The sequence below is a fragment of the Leptolyngbya sp. 7M genome (assembly GCF_018128485.1).
Genome location: NZ_CP070897.1, coordinates 3051812 through 3070526 on the forward strand (window position 1 = coordinate 3051812; position 18715 = coordinate 3070526).

General features: G+C 49.0%; 17 protein-coding genes, 1 tRNA gene and 1 pseudogene. 13 read left to right on the forward strand and 6 right to left on the reverse strand.

What is annotated here, in order from left to right; translation table 11 throughout:
* Positions 1 to 140: 140 nt before the first annotated feature.
* Positions 141 to 497 (forward strand): annotated as a pseudogene (locus JVX88_RS15030) (photosystem II chlorophyll-binding protein CP47); the annotation flags it as partial.
* On the opposite strand, the gene JVX88_RS15035 reads toward JVX88_RS15030, so the two are convergent.
* Positions 459 to 932 carry a PD40 domain-containing protein gene (locus JVX88_RS15035; protein WP_211628121.1) on the reverse strand — a complete coding sequence of 158 codons (474 nt, stop codon included), beginning with the start codon at positions 930 to 932 and terminating at the stop codon, positions 459 to 461. The pseudogene JVX88_RS15030 and the gene JVX88_RS15035 overlap by 39 nt on opposite strands.
* A 182-nt stretch (positions 933 to 1114) precedes the next feature.
* Between JVX88_RS15035 and JVX88_RS15040 the strand changes: the two genes are divergently transcribed.
* Complete coding sequence (locus JVX88_RS15040) at positions 1115 to 2848, forward strand: S41 family peptidase (RefSeq protein WP_211628122.1); 1734 nt, start codon at positions 1115 to 1117, stop codon at positions 2846 to 2848.
* A 100-nt stretch (positions 2849 to 2948) separates the two neighbouring features.
* Here the strand turns inward: JVX88_RS15040 and JVX88_RS15045 are convergent, their stop codons facing one another.
* Both JVX88_RS15045 and JVX88_RS15050 read right to left on the reverse strand, forming a co-directional pair.
* Positions 2949 to 3113, reverse strand: a complete 165-nt coding sequence (locus JVX88_RS15045; protein ID WP_211628123.1) for a hypothetical protein — start codon at positions 3111 to 3113, stop codon at positions 2949 to 2951.
* 54 nt (positions 3114 to 3167) lie between these two features.
* A complete protein-coding gene (locus JVX88_RS15050) occupies positions 3168 to 3908 on the reverse strand; it encodes a M28 family peptidase (RefSeq protein WP_211628124.1) in 741 nt (246 codons plus the stop codon).
* Between JVX88_RS15050 and JVX88_RS15055 the strand changes: the two genes are divergently transcribed.
* Positions 3909 to 4046 carry a hypothetical protein gene (locus JVX88_RS15055; RefSeq protein WP_211628125.1) on the forward strand — a complete coding sequence of 46 codons (138 nt, stop codon included), beginning with the start codon at positions 3909 to 3911 and terminating at the stop codon, positions 4044 to 4046.
* A gap of 530 nt (positions 4047 to 4576) precedes the next feature.
* The gene (locus tag JVX88_RS15060) at positions 4577 to 5914 is read left to right on the forward strand and encodes a ferric reductase-like transmembrane domain-containing protein (RefSeq protein WP_211628126.1); all 1338 of its coding nucleotides are present in this window, start codon (positions 4577 to 4579) and stop codon (positions 5912 to 5914) included.
* A 554-nt stretch (positions 5915 to 6468) separates the two neighbouring features.
* Here JVX88_RS15060 and JVX88_RS15065 read toward each other — a convergent pair.
* Complete coding sequence (locus JVX88_RS15065; protein ID WP_211628127.1) at positions 6469 to 6672, reverse strand: hypothetical protein; 204 nt, start codon at positions 6670 to 6672, stop codon at positions 6469 to 6471.
* A 168-nt stretch (positions 6673 to 6840) separates the two neighbouring features.
* Here JVX88_RS15065 and JVX88_RS15070 point away from each other — a divergent pair, with 168 nt between their 5' ends.
* From JVX88_RS15070 to JVX88_RS15080, 3 genes are all read left to right on the forward strand, one after another.
* Positions 6841 to 7284: a magnesium transporter MgtE N-terminal domain-containing protein gene (locus tag JVX88_RS15070; protein WP_211628128.1), complete on the forward strand. Its 444-nt coding sequence runs from the start codon at positions 6841 to 6843 to the stop codon at positions 7282 to 7284.
* A 190-nt stretch (positions 7285 to 7474) separates the two neighbouring features.
* Positions 7475 to 8530: an ABC transporter substrate-binding protein gene (locus tag JVX88_RS15075; protein WP_211628129.1), complete on the forward strand. Its 1056-nt coding sequence runs from the start codon at positions 7475 to 7477 to the stop codon at positions 8528 to 8530.
* 42 nt (positions 8531 to 8572) lie between these two features.
* The gene (locus JVX88_RS15080) at positions 8573 to 9445 is read left to right on the forward strand and encodes an ABC transporter permease (protein ID WP_211628130.1); all 873 of its coding nucleotides are present in this window, start codon (positions 8573 to 8575) and stop codon (positions 9443 to 9445) included.
* Positions 9446 to 9704: 259 nt separating this feature from the next.
* On the opposite strand, the gene JVX88_RS15085 is transcribed toward JVX88_RS15080, so the two are convergent.
* Complete coding sequence (locus JVX88_RS15085) at positions 9705 to 10094, reverse strand: hypothetical protein (protein WP_211628131.1); 390 nt, start codon at positions 10092 to 10094, stop codon at positions 9705 to 9707.
* Between the two features lie 332 nt (positions 10095 to 10426).
* Here JVX88_RS15085 and JVX88_RS15090 point away from each other — a divergent pair, with 332 nt between their 5' ends.
* The 4 genes from JVX88_RS15090 (at position 10427) to JVX88_RS15105 (ending at position 14381) form a co-directional block, all read left to right on the forward strand.
* Positions 10427 to 10609, forward strand: coding sequence for a hypothetical protein (locus JVX88_RS15090; protein ID WP_211628132.1), 183 nt, complete (start codon positions 10427 to 10429; stop codon positions 10607 to 10609).
* A 579-nt stretch (positions 10610 to 11188) separates the two neighbouring features.
* Complete coding sequence (locus tag JVX88_RS15095) at positions 11189 to 12718, forward strand: sensor histidine kinase (protein WP_211628133.1); 1530 nt, start codon at positions 11189 to 11191, stop codon at positions 12716 to 12718.
* A gap of 53 nt (positions 12719 to 12771) precedes the next feature.
* Positions 12772 to 14013, forward strand: coding sequence for a histidine kinase dimerization/phospho-acceptor domain-containing protein (locus JVX88_RS15100; RefSeq protein WP_211628134.1), 1242 nt, complete (start codon positions 12772 to 12774; stop codon positions 14011 to 14013).
* A gap of 291 nt (positions 14014 to 14304) precedes the next feature.
* Positions 14305 to 14381, forward strand: a tRNA-Met gene (locus JVX88_RS15105).
* 191 nt (positions 14382 to 14572) lie between these two features.
* Here JVX88_RS15105 and JVX88_RS15110 read toward each other — a convergent pair.
* The gene (locus tag JVX88_RS15110) at positions 14573 to 15556 is read right to left on the reverse strand and encodes a glycosyltransferase family A protein (protein WP_211628135.1); all 984 of its coding nucleotides are present in this window, start codon (positions 15554 to 15556) and stop codon (positions 14573 to 14575) included.
* A 341-nt stretch (positions 15557 to 15897) separates the two neighbouring features.
* Between JVX88_RS15110 and JVX88_RS15115 the strand changes: the two genes are divergently transcribed.
* Entirely contained in the window at positions 15898 to 17364 is a 1467-nt protein-coding gene (locus JVX88_RS15115) for a YcjF family protein (RefSeq protein ID WP_211628136.1), read from the forward strand.
* Positions 17313 to 18701: an alpha/beta fold hydrolase gene (locus JVX88_RS15120; RefSeq protein ID WP_211628137.1), complete on the forward strand. Its 1389-nt coding sequence runs from the start codon at positions 17313 to 17315 to the stop codon at positions 18699 to 18701. Before JVX88_RS15115 ends, JVX88_RS15120 begins: the two co-directional genes overlap by 52 nt.
* The last annotated feature ends 14 nt before the right edge of the window (positions 18702 to 18715 follow it).

Consider the following 18715-nt stretch of genomic DNA (forward strand, 5'->3'; position numbering starts at 1 on the left):
AAGCTTTATTGGCCTGGAGCATGGGCGACAGTGGGCAATCGCTGCTGTACGGTGTCCCCTAATCTGGTAGGCTTACCAGTATTAAGCACCTTAATAAAAAGCTGAAGGAAGCGTTGAAACGTATAGGAGGAGCGTAGTCGATGGGACTACCCTGGTATCGAGTACACACAGTCGTCCTCAACGATCCAGGACGATTGATTGCTGTACACCTTATGCACACTGCTCTCGTGGCAGGTTGGGCTGGCTCGATGGCGTTGTATGAGCTGGCAATTTTTGATCCAAGTGACCCTGTCCTGAACCCAATGTGGCGTCAGGGCATGTTCGTTTTACCCTTCATGGCCCGCCTGGGTGTCACCGGATCTTGGGGTGGGTGGAGTGTCACAGGCGAAACCGGCGTTGATCCTGGATTCTGGTCATTTGAAGGGGTGGCTGCCGCTCACATCATTCTGTCTGGTTTGCTATTCTTGGCGGCCTGCTGGCACTGGGTGTATTGGGAAAAGCCTTGCGATCGGAAGCGACCAAGAATCACGCAGGCTTCTAAAGAAAATCTTCCCGTCGCGAGTCCAGCCGTAAACCTGATTATCATAGCCCCAACGCGGAGCAAGCGGTCCTCGCGACGGGTAAAAGGTAAGCTGCCGCGGTTCACCGCCGCCAGCCGGCATCACATAGACCTGCTCATCACCATCGTATTGTCCGGTGAAGGCGATCCAACGTCCATCAGGGGAAAATTTCGGAAATGTCTCAACTCCCGGGTGTGCCGTTAACCTAACGGCAGTTCCTCCGTTGGCGGCTGTCGTCCACAGATCACCGCCGTAACTAAATACGACACGGTCGCCGTGTATATCGGGAAATCGTAGCAGTTTGGTCTGTGCAAAGACTGAGGAAGTAAAAACAAAAATAGCTGCGACAAAAAAAAGATTGCGAATGGGCATCAAAATTCCTCCGAAATTTATCCAAATGACGTGCTCGTGAAAGTTTAATCGATTTTGAAGCATCGAGAAAGTTAGCCTACGGACCACTTGCCCCAAGCAACTATTTTCATCGCGATTTCCTCAAAGGAGTGTTATCATCTTTATGAACAACGTTTGCCCTTGATTCTGCCAGGAGAAGTTTAGTGTTGACCAAGCGATATACTCACATTCTTTCGTTTTTCTTACTTGTTTTACTCTCAGTCCCTGGTCTTTCGCAGGGACAAACGACCGCCCGTCGTCAGACTACGGCCCCGTCGCAATCGCCCGCGAATGAAAAACGTGTAACAGGCGATACCATCACAGCTGAGGTTTCGGAAGCTTTGGGCATCATCGAATCCAACTACTTTTCAGGTAAGAAGATCGATTACAACATCGTCATAAAATCGTCCATAGATGGAATGCTCCACGCACTTGATCCGCATTCAAACTATTTTGATGCAAAGGAGTTCGAACAGTTCCGTACTGATCAGCGATCGCAATATTTTGGCATCGGAGCTACCATCGGAGATCTCACGGATCCGAATGGAAAGATGATCGGGACCTATATCCGGGCTACCTTCGAAGGAGCACCAGCACACAAAGCAGGACTGATGTATGGCGACAAGATCATTTCGGTTAACGGCGAATCGATGCTTGGGAAGTCATACGTTGAGGTTCGCAACTCACTCCGCGGCCCACGTGGAACGCTCGCTAAGATAGTGATCGAACGACACGCGACCGGTAAGCGCGAGACCATCGACATAATTCGCGACGCTGTCTGGCAGCCTTCGATCCAGGAAGCATATATGATCCGTCCCGGCATTGGCTATATTGCAATGACTGGCGGATTCAACCAGACCACTTCGGAAGAATTTCGACGGGCGATGCGCGACCTGAAAGCAAAAGGAATGACGCAGCTTGTCATTGACCTGAAAGATAATGGTGGTGGCCTTGTTCGCGAAGCATACCGCGTTGCTAACACATTCCTTTCGCGCGGCCAATTGATCTTTACCCAGAAAGGAAGAATAGAAGGTGTTACTGAACCTTATTACGCAGATAACCCAAATCCCGAGACGATGCCTCTTGTGGTGCTGATAAATAGAAACTCAGCATCTGCTTCTGAGATACTTGCTGGAGCCCTACAGGATCATGATCGTGCATTGATCGTCGGCGAGACATCGTTCGGAAAAGGTCTTGTTCAAAATCCGTTCCTGCTCGATTACGGCTCGATGCTTTTGTTGACTATCGCAAAATATGAAACGCCCTCGGGCCGTGCGATCCAACGCGATTACTCAGACGGCAATCTTTATAATTACTATACAGGTAACAATGGACCGAACGGCGGCCAGGGCTCTGAACAACAAAAGGGTCCCGCAGCTCTCACGGATGGCGGACGAGTTGTTTATTCCGGCGGCGGGATCAAACCAGATGTTGAGATAAAACCTGATACGATCCCGATAGAACAGGCCCGAATACTTCAAAAATTGAATAACCCGATCTTTGCGTTTGCGTTGGATCTTGCATACGGAAAAGTGCCTGGACAAGAGGCATATAAGGTCGATCGGCCGATTAGATTTGCGTATGATCTAAAGCCGGAGGATTATCCAATAACCGAAAGTCTGTTTGCTGCATTTCGTGATTTTGCGGTAAAGAATTACAAATATACCCCGGCGCAGATAGACAAGGAACGAAAGTTCATCGAACGCACACTTAGGGCTGAGCTGGTTACCGCTGCTTACGGAATGACTACTTCGTTCCAGGTATTCAATGAGCAAAACACCCAGCTTCAAAAAGCCATTGACCTGCTGCCGCAGGCTCGGAAATTAGCCCAGGACAGCCAGAAGAATCGAGCGGCTGCAGCATCGGCAGTCAAAACGAATACATCGAATGAACGCTAAGGCCATTCTTAGTGTTACCAAGAAGAAAGTAAAAGGCCCTGCAAGTTAATGCAGGGCCTTTAAATTGTTTATCTTCAGCTCGAAAGACTATTACGCACCACTATAAAAGCGAGCTCACCAAATAATACAGTCCATAGACCACGCCACCTGCAACAAGTAGAAGAATGATCGCAACACCAGCCACGATTATCTTAAAATTTCGATACCGTTTCGGATCTGGCGGCGATAGCTGATTCTGAGGAAAATATGGTGGTGGTCGGTTCATAGGCTTAGGTTACAAGTTTGATAGTCAAGGTTCAAGGTCAGCGATGTAAAGCGTTTATCTGGGAAGCGGCTCTTCCAAATTCGCAAGGCCGTAAGCCAGCACAGCCATCAGTGCTCCTAATTCTTTTAATTCTCTCGGATCGACCTTATCGAGGGTGTCAGCCGCAGTATGGTGGTAATTAAAATAAGTTTGTGTATTGAACCACGGTGCAAATGAAGGAACGCCTTGCTGTGTCAGCGGCCCGATGTCGGCACCAACCCCGCCTTCCTGCCGCGTCATTGCCGCTCCTTGCGAACGCAGGATCTGCGATATCGGATCAAGATAACGAGCTAGTTCTGACTTTCCTGCGAACAAGATCCCGATCGGGTGAGACGCCCCAAGGTCACTTTCGATCGCCGCAAAATGATTTGCTAAATTATTTCGCTCGGCTTCTAAATATCCGGTCCCGCCCCGCAATCCATTCTCCTCATTCGCATATGCGATCACGCGTATCGTCCGCTTTGGTTTGATGTCGAGCTTGTTGAGTAGATATGGCACTTGCATCGCGACTGCCACACCTGTCGCATCATCTAGGGCACCAGTTCCAAGATCCCACGAATCCAAATGGCCGGAGACAATCACTATCTCATCAGGTTTTTCAGAGCCTTTCAGATCTGCGATCACGTTGTGATTCACTGCATCGGGAAACGTTTTCGGCGTCAGCACAAGTCGAATGCTGGTCCTTCCCTGCCGAGCAAGATATGCGATCACAAAGCCATTGCTTTGAAACAGGCGATCGAAGGCAGTGTAAATCACATGTGGACTGTTTCAGCTCTCCAGCTCCATCCCCACAGTATTATCGTTTGTGATGAAGACGCGACGCTGGAGTTGAAGGTGAAGACCGTGAAGTATTTCAAAGAGTTGGAACACGATAGTCCCACCCTAAGTAGGTGAGCATAATTAAACATAAAACCCAAAACCCTGCGCAGCGGGCGCTGCAGGGTTTTGAATCTGGTTTTTAATTATGCCGAGGTACTTATTAAAGGAAATCCTAACTAAAACAGTTGGGGGAGAACGCTATGAGCACAGGTCTAGCTTCTAGCCGACATACGTTAGAACCACTGCGTTCGAATCACCGCTTGACCCAAGCCTATACCCAACAAGCTACGTCTGATTCAGCAGAATCCGTTGCAAATCAAATACCAGCCCGGAACTCAGAAATTTGGTTGCTGCTAGCGTTGATTGCTTTCATATTCTTCTTGTTGAAGTTTTTACATGCTTTGAAAGCGGAACCGCAGATTGGTAAACCTGAACCACCCCTAACCCTATTTCAAAAAACTCCCTGTTTATCCTGTCATTACTTTGCCAACAATAGTTATTTGAAATGTGCAGTCTGCCCTACAGATGTTCTCACAACACGAGCAATCCACTGCTCTGACTACTGCCCAAGATACAAACGTGTCTAACCGAATGGGAGGACTGGGATGAGAAGATTGTTAATGCGTAGTCCAATTGCCGTTGCTTTGTTCTGGATTGGGGCGTATTTGCTGGTCACGCTGCTGCCGCTGTTGATCTTGCTGATTTACCCCCCTCCAGGCGGACGGGGATTTTGGGTTGAATTTTCGGTTGCGCTTGGATTCATTGGCTTAGCCATGATGGCGCTTCAGTTTGTGATTACGGCGCGGATTAATCGGATTGAAGCTTCCTATGGGATTGATATTCTGCTACAATTCCACCGCTTTACCTCCCTGGTGGCATTTTTCATGGTGCTGGTTCATCCGGTAATGCTATTTGTGGTGCAGCCCGAGACAAGACAACTGCTGAATTTTATCGAAGCGCCGTGGCGGGCTAGGATGGCCATACTGGGCACGCTTGCCTTCATCATCCTCGTCGTCACCACAATTTGGCGCAAGGCACTCCGCATCCCCTATGAACCGTGGCGCACCTCACATACGATCCTCTCGGTGTTAGCAGTTGGATTAGGGGTTGGGCATGCCATTGGTGTCGGTAACTATTTGGGCTTGTTTTGGAAAGGCATCCTCTGGGGCGCGATGGCCCTGATCGCTCTGTGGTTAATCATCTATGTGCGGCTGATTAAACCTTGGATGATGACGAAAAAGCCTTATCTAGTCGAAGCGGTGATTCCCCAACAGGGTGACGTTTGGACGTTAGCGCTGCGTCCTTGGGGCCACGAAGGTTTCTGTTTTCAACCCGGTCAATTTGCTTGGCTGACGTTGGATATCACCCCGTTTAGTATGCGAGAACATCCCTTTTCAATGTCGTCTAGCGGTGAACATCCAGAACGCATCGAGTTTGGCATCAAAGCACTGGGAGATTTTACTAGCACGATCAAAGAAGTACCGCCAGGAACCAAAGCATATTTAGACGGTCCCTATGGCGTATTCACGACCGATCGCTATCAAGATGCAGCTGGATTTGTGCTAATTGCAGGCGGCATCGGGATTACTCCAATGATGAGCATGTTAGTTACCGCAGCAGAACGAAAAGACGATCGCCCCTTTCTGTTGATCTACGCCAGTAAAACCTGGGACGACATCACCTATCGAGAAGAGTTAGAGGATTTAAAAGATAAGCTCGATCTGACTCTGATTCATGTTTTACGGGAACCTCCAGAGAAATGGGCCGGTGAAAAAGGCTACGTAGACAAAGAACTACTGATGCGCTACATTCCCAAGCATCGAGGCTCACGACAATACTTCATCTGTGCTGCTCCCAAAATGATGAATCAGGTAGAACGCGCTTTACACAATTTGGACGTGCCGGTTACTAACGTTCACATGGAGCACTTCAACCTAGCTTAAAGGCTCACAGCTCTCCTATACCTAGCCACCTGTTCGGCGATGCTCACGAGCCGCATCCACTCATTCACCCAAGTATTATGCGCTACAGTATCATGCTTCAACTCGTTGGACTGATTACCTTGGTCCTACTTGGTACAGCCGCTTTCTTCGCCTGGTTACAAAACCGCCCCGCCTCTAACCCAGACATAACTGAGATAGAAGTTTTTCCTAATTTAAAGTCAGGAGATAGGAGACAGAAGATAGATGTTCTATCACACTCGGTTGATTAGCTGAAGTAGGGGCAAAGTATTTGTCCAACAGTCTAAGTAGGTGAGCATAATTAAACCTAAAACCCAAAACCCTGCGCCGCCCGCTGCGCGGGGTTTTGGATCTGGTTTTTTAATTATGCCGAGGTACTTAGAACGCAATCCTACAAATTTATCAACAAATACTGAGTGCAAAGCACATGTTACGTGCAGTTCGCTTCTCCCAAAATCAAGAAGCATTCTGGCTCGTAACTCCTGACTCCTGTTTCTGTCTCCTATCTTCAAAACCAACACAGCCATCCCTGCCAATTAATTTCGCGGTTGAGCCAATTTCTCGACCGAATCAGATAATTGCTCTAGGGCTTCAGTTTGCCGTTCAATCAGCTTGGTTTGTTTTTGCAGCTCTTCGGTTTGGCTAGATTGGGAAAGGGCATCGCTGGTATGGGGAATAAAGAACTCACAGCTTGTTAGCAGCACAGAGGTAAGGATGACTAATAGCAGCAGGTAGCGCATAGGATGAGTGCTCCAAGATTAAGACCAGAATAAAACAAAATAAAAAACGGTTAAGGTTTTCGTTCAACTTGGCATACTTTGATTATTCTTACTTCTATCCAAAGATGGGTATCTTCCATTAAGCTAGTAATTCCGTTAAGCTACTAATGACGTAGAATCTATAGCGCTATGACTTCTCGTTCCTCTGCTGCCTCATCTAGTGTTTCCCGCTCTGAGTTGCGTCAGCTAGTAAGGTTACAGCTCCAGGCGTTGTTAGAACAAGAGAATCTTTCAGGCGCTAAAGCGCTGCTGGTTCCGGTTCTACCAGTGGATATTGCTGAGGTGATTACGGAACTCCCTGAGGACATGCAGGCCCTCGCCTTTCGATTGCTTTCTAAAGATGAGGCGATTGAGGTATTTGAGTATCTAGACTCCAATACTCAACAGGCTTTGCTGGGCGAGTTCAAGCGGCAAGAGTTTCTCAACGTCGTTGATCAAATGTCGCCTGACGATCGGGCCAGATTGTTCGATGAGTTACCCGCTAAGGTGGTGCGGCGGTTGCTCGAACAACGTTACCTGTCAATCGTCCACTGCTTCTGCCTGCTTCTGCCTGATCCTTACGGAAATCTATGATTCCGCTCCTGCTTCTAAACCCGAACGATAGACTGAATGGAAACAGACTGAATGGGGCAGTTTTTGTGCTGCGAAACACCCTTCCAATTTGCGTGATTGTTTACGCTAATGACCTATGAATTTCCGATCTGATCTGCTAGTTAAAAATTCAATCAAAAAGCCAATCAGAAATCTAGTCAGACCGTTTGCTATGGGGCATCCTTTACTCGCTGTGTTGCTGATCGGTTGCTTCAGTTTGGCTGCGCTTTGGCTCCCGGCTCGACCTGCGGCAGCGGCAGGCTGCACGCTCACGGCCATTGTTTGGGAAGGTTATACTGATCCCTCGTTTACTAAATCCTTTGAAGAACAAACGGGCTGTACGGTAAAAGCTACCTATGCTGGCTCCAGCGATGAGATGTTTGCCAAGTTCCGGGCTGGCGGTGGACGCACTTACGATATTATCTCGGCCTCTGGTGACATTACTGAGCGACTCTACAAAGCTGGCTTAGTCCGTCCTATCGATACCGACAAGCTGCAAAATTATAGTTCGGTATTCCAGTCGTTTCAGGGTGGCAAGTGGAATACGTTCGATGGCAAACCCTACGGGGTTACATTTGCCTGGGGACCGAATGTTTTGGTTTATGACACTAAAGCCGTTAAGTCTAAGCCGCAATCCTGGGATATTTTGTTTGACCCAGTCTACGCTGGCAAAATTTCCCTGCCCGATAACCCGATGACCATTGCCGATGTAGCCCTTTGGCTAGGTAAGAGCGATCCCTACGATCTGACGACTGCCGATCTGGCCGAGGTGAAACAAACGTTGCTGGAACTGCGCCCCAACATTCGTAAATTCTGGACCACGGCTGGAGAACTCGCCAACCTGTTTCAGTCGGGTGAAATTGTCTTGGCTCATGCTTGGCCACTCACCTATACTCAGCTCAGTGAAGCCGGATTTCCGATCGGTTCGGTCAGTCCTAAAGGTAAGCTGACTGGTTGGACGGATTCCTGGATGATTTCTAAAAACTCGCGCAATCCCGAAGTGGCCTATCAGTGGATTGACTATATCCTCAGCGGTGCCGGCCAAAAGGGCGTAATTGAGGTGACGGGTTATTCGGGAGCGACAACCCTGGGAGCCGAGGCTGTGGGCGAAGCACGCGCCCATGAACTATTCATGGATGATCTGTCTCTGCACTCTCAGATCAATATGTGGCAGAGCGTCAAGAATTATGATCAATGGGTGCAGCTCTGGAACGAAATTCGCAGTTAGGCTCGGCTGAGCATCCTGGCATCCTTTCTCTTCTTCCTCGGTATGAGTGTCACCGAATTAGCGCAGCGTCGTGCTCCGGCTCCAGTGGGGCTATATGCAACTCTCCTGCCACCCCTGCTATGGATGACGCTGCTTTATTTTGTGCCGCTGGCTCTGCTGATGTCCTACAGCGTTTGGCGCTTGGAAGCGTTCGATATCGTCAAGGAATTTAGCCTGACGAATTTCAAAACCATTTTTACCAATAGTGCCTACCGCACGGTCATAGGCCGCACCGTGTTAACCGCCTTGGGTGTGACGCTGATTGATATTTTGATTGCGGTCCCGCTGGGCTATTTTATTGGCCGCTATAGTGGCCGCTATCGTTCCCTGCTGACTCTGCTGGTGATTTTGCCGCTGTGGTCTAGCTACTTAGTGCGGGTGTTTGCTTGGAAAATCATTTTGGGTTACAACGGGGTGCTCAATAATGCTCTAATTCTGCTGGGCATCCTGTCAGAACCCAGTCAAATCTTCCTCTACAATCAGTTCTCGACCACGCTGACGTTTGTGCATATCTGGTTGCCGTTCATGATTTTGCCGGTGAGTACTGCCTTTGAACGGTTGCCGCACAATTTGCTGGAGGCATCTGCCGATCTGAATGCTTACCCTTGGACGACATTTCGTCGCATTGTCTTGCCTTTGGTGACTCCAGGTATCCTGGCGGGATCCATTAGCGTATTCTCGTTGACTATGGGAGATTTTATTACGCCGAGTCTGGTGGGCAGCCCAAACGGCATTATGCTCGGTAACGTGATTTCTTCCCAATTCGGAGTGTCCTACAATTGGCCGCTGGGTGCTGCCTTCGCCCTGATCGTAATGCTAATTGTCTTTTCGGGCTTAGCCCTAGTGGTGCAACGTGGTGGCCTCGATAGTCTTTGAGTTCAGTGTTTGAGTTATCCAATCCAAATCAAGTGCAGAGCAGGAGACCTCTTCTATCACAGCTCGCTGGCCCTGTAGAAAAAATGATGTAGAGTCAACAAATAAAAATAAAAAAGGGAGTGTCAACACGACCCACTCCCACACCACATTTAATTCACTCCTAGAGCATTGCTCTTTGATTAGCTGTCTGAGCAGCTCACGATCGACTAGAGACCAATCATTCAATCAAACCAAAACTGGAGACCTTAATAGGTCAGCGTTAGCTTTCAGTTTCAGTGTACTCGGGAAAATAAGTCGGCCAGTTTTCGCGATCGGATTCGGGAACAGTATAGCGAATTGGGTTGCCACAAGCGGGGGTGTTCTGGTTAAACCGGCAAACCCAGTTGCCCTTCCCCAACTCTTGATCAACTCTAGGAGGCTCTGTGCAAACTGGGCCAGGGTTGTTCTTGCAAGCCCAGCCGCCCTCTTCAGCCGTGCCAATTTCCCGTGGAGGATTCTCGCACTGAGGGTCCAGACTGTTCCGGCAGGCAAATGTGCCAGGTTCACGTTCGTAGTAGATTGCTTCTGCCTTGGGAGCAAAGGCAATTGGTGCGAGCAGAATACCAACTCCGGCAATGCTCGCTGACAAAGGCAATAGTTTTTTAATCATTGCTTTGGGTGTCAGGGATACCATGATCTATTAGTGGACTAAATTAGCTACATGATTAGCTACATGAAGCTAGTCAAAATCTAACGTCAGATAGCGTGGTCTGTAATGGTGGTTTTACTTAAATTCCTTAAGGTGAGTGTATTTTTTAAACTTAGCGAATGCCCAATCTACGTAGATTACTCAATCTATGACCTTGATTTCACTGACTTTTCAGTAAAACAGTGTCAGGGTTTTCCACAGTTGACCTAGATTATTTTGATGCTTCTAGTTCTAGCTTGCCTGTAGCCTAATAAAAAAATTCTGCTAACAGCAGAATGCCCATAGCGGATTCTATGACTAATGAAGTAAACAGCCGAGTCAACCCTACTCAAGTCAACCCTCCAGTCTCACCTCGGAAACCTGCTCAACCCTGGCTATTGGCGGTTTGGGCCGTGGCTGTCTATGCTTTTCTCTATTTGCCCATTGTTGTCCTAATCGTGATCAGGACTCGCAATCCGCTTCGCCAAAGGGACTGAACAATTCAGCCGTTTCTCGGTCCATTGGGGGTTCCTCTTTGCCCAGGGGCTTGGGGTCGCATTCCATTATCGGAGGCGATGGTCAGCAACGGAAACTGGTCTACCCAATCAGCAAGAAGTTTTCATAAAACGGCCATCCCGAATTAAGCAAGAATAATGAATATCGCTGGAACTTTGATCAGGAGAATTTTAGTCGTGATCTCTAGTTGAATTCGAAACTAGATCTGGGTTTGGTGATTTGGTTGAGGAGCCGGAGGTTAGGAGCCAGGAGCCAGGAGTCAGAGCCAGGAGTCGGCAGTTGAGAATCAGGAGCCGGGAGTTGGGAGTTAGGAGTCGGGGGTCAAGAAGTCTTCTAGCTTTGAGCTTTTGACTTACATTTTCGTAACTGATCTAGGATTGCTATATATTGGCTGAATGATTCAGTTGAGAACGATGTCAGCTTTGATCGTGTGTTTGGTGCATTTGTAATGAATTTTGTCCTGTTTAGACCATGAATTAAGACTATACATTAGAGACCACAAAACAGTTGAGAAATGCGGTATAGCAACTGGATTGAATCGTTTTACCGCCTGTAGTGCCATGCCTCCTTCTCTTAATTTAGGCCGCCGCATGAATCCTTACACGCTGCCAGCTGACCAGGTCGCTGCCGATCCACCGACCCAAATTCATCCCAACTGGCGTCTGCTGTTGCGGGAAACTCGAACGCGGATCTGGATGTGGTATATCGGGCTGATTGTACTGTTCATCGGGCTATTGACTCCTGTGACCTATCGCATCGTGTCGGAACAGGTGAATCAACGCCTGCGAGAGGAAGTTGTGGAAGAAGTGGCTGAATTTCGGCAGGAGTTGGCGACGGCTCAGATCCGCAACACTGAGCAACTGCGCCGCTTCATGCTTGACTATCTCCAAACCGAGCCGATTGAAGAAGATCAGTACTTTATTGCCATTTTGCAACAGCAATTTCTTCAGGCTAGTCCAGTAGAACTACCAGAGGCAATGCAGCCTGGCTCTGAGTTAATGGAAATTTGGCAGACATTGCAACAGCCAACTCATGGCGAGCAGTCGGTACGGGATCCAGCGGTGATTCGGGTGATCTATTACGCTGAGCCAATCGAAATTGCAGGCGTACTTCAGGGTACCTTCCTCTCGGCTTACATTGCGGCTGATGAGCATCGTGAAGTGCGAGCCACCATGAGAACCGTGATTTTGGTGAAGCTGACCATTTTGCTGATTGCCTCTTTGATTGCCTGGTTAGTTTGTGGGCGGGTGCTGCGCCCGCTGCGAACAATGGCCCGGACGGCTCGTAGTATCAGCGAATCAGATCTGTCGAGACGGCTGCAAGTCGAAGGCAATGACGAACTGGCAGAGGTGGCTAAAACCTTCAATGAAATGATGGACCGCTTGCAGGGAGCCTTTACCGGCCAGCAGCAATTTATCAACGACGTTAGCCATGAGCTGCGTACACCCATCACCATCATCGAGGGCCATCTGGAGCTGATGGGAGATGACCCCGTCGAGCAGCAAGAAACCCTCGCCTTAGTTGCCGATGAACTGGACCGGATGAAACGGTTTGTCAACGACCTGTTGCTGTTAGCCAAAGCCGATCAGCCCGATTTTTTGCGGCCTGAAGTGGTGGAACTGGGAACCTTCCTAGATGAACTGCACAGCAAAGCCAAGGTGCTAGCTGTCTGCGAGTGCAGCTTAGCAATCGAGCCAGAAATCGCCACTCAGCAGGTGTATCTTGACCGGCAGCGCATCACCCAGGCGGTGCTGAATCTGGTTAATAATGCGGTGCAGCATACGCCGATCGATGGAAGGATTACCCTGGGAGCCACGATCGCTGAGGCTAAACTGCGCTTGTGGGTCCGCGATACGGGCACTGGCATTGCCCTAGCCGATCAGCAGCGGATTTTTCAACGATTCATTCGCCTTTCTGGCCCACAGCGTTCTGAAGGGGCAGGATTAGGATTGGCGATTGTGCAGGCGATTGTGCAGGCGTGCAATGGGCATGTAGAGTTAGATAGTCAAGTCGGTCGGGGGTCTACCTTTACCCTAGTTCTGCCCCTACTGACCTGTGGTCAAAGAAATCAGTCGCCCCAATCTAGTTAGATCAGTTTAGATCCGATAGTTAGATCCGATAGTTAGATAGGAAGGGTACTACCGTGACTGCCATCCCTAGTGCAACCCAGCCTCGATCAACCTCGCGTTCTTGGTGGCAGCAGGTTTTGGGTGCAACTCGGACTCGGATTTTGATAGTGTATCTGCTGCTGCTGCTGCTGCTATCAGGGATAGCGACACCGATTTTTCTGCTGCTGTTTCTCGCCAGCGTCGATAACCGGGTGCGAGAGGATTTGGCCGAAGAAATGGAAAGCTTTCAAGATACCTATGCTCTGTGGGAACAGCAGCCCGCTCAGTCTGTTGGCGAGCTAAAGCAGTTTGTTGTCGATTTTCTAGCCAGACGAGTCCCGGAAGATGACAATTACCTGATCTTCACGATCGAGGGTGAGTATTATCAGGCGAATCCCAGAGTCTTGCCAGACGTGATTCAACCTGGTTCCACCCTGATGAATTACTGGGCTAACCTGACTGCACCTGCTCAGGGTGAGCGAGCCTCCTCCGATCCAGAAATTGGCAATATTTTGTATTTGGCCCAGCCGCTTGAGTTAGATGGCGAAGTGCGAGGGGTTTTTATCAGCGTCCACACCACAGCAGGGGAACGGCAGGAAGCGCTGGCTGGCGCAACCATTTTCTTTCAGGTAGCGGCTGGCGTGGTGCTGGGAGCCTTTGCCCTCGCCTGGGTGGTAACTGGCAAATTATTAGCACCCGTGCAGAAATTAGCCGTCACTGCCCGCTCGGTGAGCGAATCAGATTTAACTCAGCGTCTTCCAGTCAAGGGAACGGGAGAAATTGCCGACCTGACCCATACGTTCAACGAAATGCTCGACCGGCTGCAGTCGGCTTTTATGGCCCAGCAGAATTTTATCAACGATGCGGGCCATGAATTGCGCACCCCTTTGACGGTGATTCGTGGCCACCTGGAGCTATTGGATACAGAATCGGAAGAACAGCAAGAAACTCTCAACCTGGTGATCGATGAGCTAGATCGGATGAATCGCTTTGTGAATGATCTGATCCTGCTGGTCCGGGCTGAACAGCCCAACTTCTTGCAGCTTGAAACAATTGACATTCCCAGCTTCATCGAAGAAGTGTTTGCCAAAATTCAACCCCTGGGCGATCGCAATTGGCGGCTGACGATTCGAGGTACGGGGCAGATGAGAGGCGATCGGCAGCGGTTAACCGGAGCCTTGATTAACCTAGCGAACCGGGCCGCTTTTTTTATGCTTCACAACCAATTCCGTCCCTGTCCCCATCAAACCGGTGAGGATCTGGTGGGCGGACTGTAAAGTTGCGGTGGCTAATGTTTCCGCAGTCTAAATCGGGCGGTGGAGACGGAATACAAACCGTAGGATAGGACGAATCACAATCTTGCGCTTGAGTAGTGGCGGAAACTCCCACAACGGTGAGTAGAGCAACGGTCAATAAACCGGTCAACAACAGGTACCGCATAGCCAAGGTAAATCGATAGAATCTATTAGCAATATTCTGTCAGTCGTTGCTAGATCCGCCCACTTTGAAAAAAGTTTCAATTTAAGTTGTCAGTTTCGGAAGTCCTTCGCTATATTAGGAAAGGTCATCGCGGGGTAGAGCAGTCTGGTAGCTCGTCGGGCTCATAACCCGAAGGTCAGTGGTTCAAATCCGCTCCCCGCCACCAAGTGTTGAATGAGTCCCTGTGTTCAGTGATGGATGCAGGGACTCATCATATTTAGACGTTTGGGCAACTCCAGAGTTGAGCAATCAAGCGTTTCAGTCAATCTCGTAATACCCTCAAACAGAATTTTGTTATTGTTGTTACTCGATGCAACAGCCCTTATGTGATGTAGGTAATGGGGCTAATTTGAAACGTCACCAGTACCGATGCTTCAGCTTCCAGGCTAGATGGCCAAATTCCTCGTTTCGGATGCCTAACACTGACAGCAAATAGCAGTAGCAATACACCAAAAACTGCGCTACTTGATAAATAGAAATTGGCGGTTTCAAATGAGGTGGATTGAACTGGGGAGCAAAATCGCTGCGGCTCACCTGATGGAGATAGGCAAGAAACCAGTTTGGGTGAGTCGTTGCTAGTTTCAACACCATTGTTTTAGCCAGGTCTCCGCCACCAAAAATTGAGCGCATACAGTAATCGAGGCGGCGTTGTGCATATTCGGCCATAATGGTCCGTTTGCGGCAAGCAATCCAATAGCTCTTGTCGCGATCACGGGGAGTCTCACCCGATCGAACCACTGGCTTCTCCGTTAATCGGGTATAACCCTTGGCTTCTCCAACTTCTGGTGTTGTCTCATACCAATTCGTTAGGGCTGTTGCAGCTACATAAACATCGTCTGCAATGACGCCATTTGGGATATAAATATTACGAGCAATTTCACCGCGAATGGCATAACATTTCCCGTCAATAAAATGATGATTTGTGATTTCGCCTCGTTTGTTGAGGACTTTACCTCCGCAAATTCGGCATTCCAGATGAGTAATCAGCGTCTGAAGCAGCTCTTCTAGCCCGGTAGGCTGCACCAAGACCACATCTGCATCAAGGCAAATATAGTAATCGGCGACATCTGCGGCTTGATGGATGAAGTGATTCCACGCAGCGCATTTATCTGCGATCGGGAGTTCAATAACCTGGCTCTTGATCGGATTTTTAAGCTGGTCAAATTCTGCTAGCTTAGCTCTTGCCATCGCTGCCATCTGGTCTTGCGAGCCGTTGGAAATGACGATGATTTCCAAAGCGTAGGCTTGCTGAAGCAGCGTTTGCAGTTGCAGCGAGTTTAGCAGATGGGCGATACCATATTCCTCGTTGTAACCAAGGATGCCGATTGAAACTTTCTTCACTGCTGGTCTCCTTAATAATTCGACCTCTAGCCCGGTCAGCAACTCAAGTCGATAACTACATAGACCTGCCGTAGTCCAAATTCGAGCCTTTTTGTAGAAGCAGTGATTCAGCTGTATCTCCAATCTAGGCAGGTTCGAGCCTCTAGCCCTACCGCCCTAGATAGATTTCTCTTAGCAATTCTTAACAAGACAAATGTTGTCGAGCTTACATTAGTAATCCGGTTTAATCAGGTCTACTCACGCCCTGCAGTAGAGATTTCAACCAAAAAATGGGGGGCTTTTAGGCAAGTGAAAGCGGTAGAGATTCACTAAGATAGAGTTGCACGAGTTGGTGAGGCACGATGAGTTTTGATCTGTGGCGACGCCCGATTTTGATTGGCGGACTGGGATTAACGGCAGGCGCATGGTTGCTGCATGGAATCGATCCAGCAGTGATGCATTTTGGTAGCACAGCCGTTTGGGGTGCAATTGCTGTGGGATCGGGAATTTGGTGGTTAAAATCCCAGACGCCGAAGTCGCTTCAGCCTGAACCAGTCCGGTTGCAACTGATTGACCGCACCTTGGTCGAACAAGCGTTTACAACAGTTGAGGCACGTTTGACTCAGTTGCAGCAAGAGTTGGCGACGACCGATGCAGATCCAACTCTCCAGCCATTGCAGCATCAGTTCGCTGCGCTGAAAGCTCAACTCAATCGTCAAGAATTACAGCTTGCGGTTCTGGGCAGTCGGGCTGTGGGTAAAACGACCCTGGTAAACGCATTAAACCTGGATGCTTCTCAATCTGAGACCTCTACAGAACTGGCAGAAACGACGCTACGGCCCGAAGAAGCTTTGACCCAGGATGTGGTGAACGCAGATTTAGTGTTGTTTGTGGTCACTGGCGACCTGACGGATTCCGAATATCAAACCGTGCAGCAGTTAGTCCAGAATCACCACCGGGTGCTGCTGGTCTTCAACAAGCAAGATCAATATTTGCCCGCCGATCGGCCTGTGATTTTGCAACAGTTGCGTCAGCGTCTACAGGATCTAATTCCGGCAGAAGATCTACTGGCGGTAACGGCCCAACCAGCTCCGGTGAAGGTGCGGCAGCATCAGGCCGATGGCACCGTGCAAGAGCGGATCGAGCAACCTCAGCCGGATCTAGACGCTCTACAAGAACGATTGGTCACCGTGCTGACAACCCAAACTGAATCGCTGATTCTAGCCACGACCTATCGGCAAACTCAGGCTTTGACTGCGACAGTACAAACCCAGCTCAATCAGGTGCGCCGACTGCGAGCTTTGCCGGTGATCGAACAATATCAGTGGATTGCCGCTGCCGCCGCCTTTGCTAACCCAGTTCCAAGTTTGGATCTGTTGGCAACCGCGTCGATTAATGCCCAGATGATTGTGGATTTGGGCGCGCTCTATCAGCAACCCTTCTCGCTAGACCAGGCTAAAAATGTTACAGGTAGCCTAGCTAGCCAGATGGTGAAATTGGGCTTAGTCGAGATGGCAAGTCAGGCGATTACACCCCTACTCAAGAGCCATGCCCTCACCTATGTAGCAGGTGGTACGCTGCAAGGCATCAGTGCCGCCTATCTAACACGACTGGCAGGCTTGAGCTTGGTGGAATATTTCGAGGAGCAAAGCCAAGCAACCGAAGCGGCCTCTGGTTTCAAACTAGAGCGCCTAACCCAAAAACTGAAGCAGGTGTTCCAAGAAAACCAACGGACAGCCCTGACCTGCCTAACGATGAGTCTATCGTTGCCTATGTTGTGTTTCATCCCGATCAATCCGCTTCCACTGCGGAACTACGGAACCACCTGAGACACAAGCTGCCCATCCTAATGGTGCCGTCCTGCTTTATTGTGGTTGATGCCATTCCATTGACGGTTGAAGGGTGGGTTGATTTAGAACGGCTGCCCTTTCCCAATCAGCGTCCTCCACTGACGCTTCCAATTGCCATCTTCCACAATGATTTAGAGCAGAAGTTAATGGCAATCTGGCAGAATCTGTTCAATCTTTCTACGATCGACATCCAAGACAATTTTTTCGATCTAGGCGGCGATTCTCTACTGGCGGTGCGGCTGTTTGCCCGGATTGAACAAGAATTTGGCAAGAAGTTACCCTTGTCTGTGTTGCTCCAATCACCGACAATCAAGCAGTTGGCAGTCCTACTCAGCCAGGAAGATATCGGAGATGTTTGGTCACCATTGGTTGTTATTCAAGCCGGTAATCCGTCGAAGCCCCCTCTGTTTTGTATCCATGGCATGGGATTTAATGTCTTGATCTATCGAAACCTGGCAGCTAATTTAGACCCTGAACAGCCTGTTTATGGACTCCAAGCACGAGGGTTAGATGGAGATAAAGATCGCATCAGCGATCGATTAGAAGAGATTGCAGCAGACTACATTAAACAAGTTCAAACCGTTCAACCGCACGGACCGTATCGGTTAGCTGGGTTATCAAATGGTGGCAATATTGCTCTAGAGATGGCACAGCAATTTTTGGCTCAAGGACAGGAGGTTGCACTTGTTGCCATGTTTGACACGTTTGGACCTGATAGCATCCAACTCCTCCCCTCTTTACCACGATTTTTATCATCCCTGAAATATCTGGCACGCTTTGGTCTCCACCGGTTCGTCTGGAAATCTTTACAAAATCCCACAGTGGCGCTAACTGAAATCCAGAAAATGGCTAGTCTAGTCAGAAGTGCAGCACGAGATTTGCCAATTGATGAAGCTACTGAAAAATTGCGTAAAGCTCAGCAGAGCAAAAGGCCCGATTCGCAACCAGTGCGTCAATTAAATTTGGTTGAACATTGGATGGACTGGTTCAGTCAACGTGTTCTCGAGCATTCACCTTGGGCGTTTTTACCGAAGCATTTACTAAAAGATGTAGGAGGTTCCCTATCAGAAACAATCAAAGAGATGGAAGAGACATATAGTAAAATCCAGGCAGTCTACCAACCGTCTGCTTATCCTGGAAAAATTGTTTTGTTTCGGGCCAGTGAATCTCCGCCAGGTTATCAGCTAGATCCGCTGTTAGGTTGGGGTGACATTGCCCAGGATGGTGTTGAAATCCATATCATTCCAGGAAACCACACCTCTATTCTGGAGTCTAAAGCCTTAGCAAAGAAAATAGACTCTTACCTCAATAGATGAGAGATTACTTTACT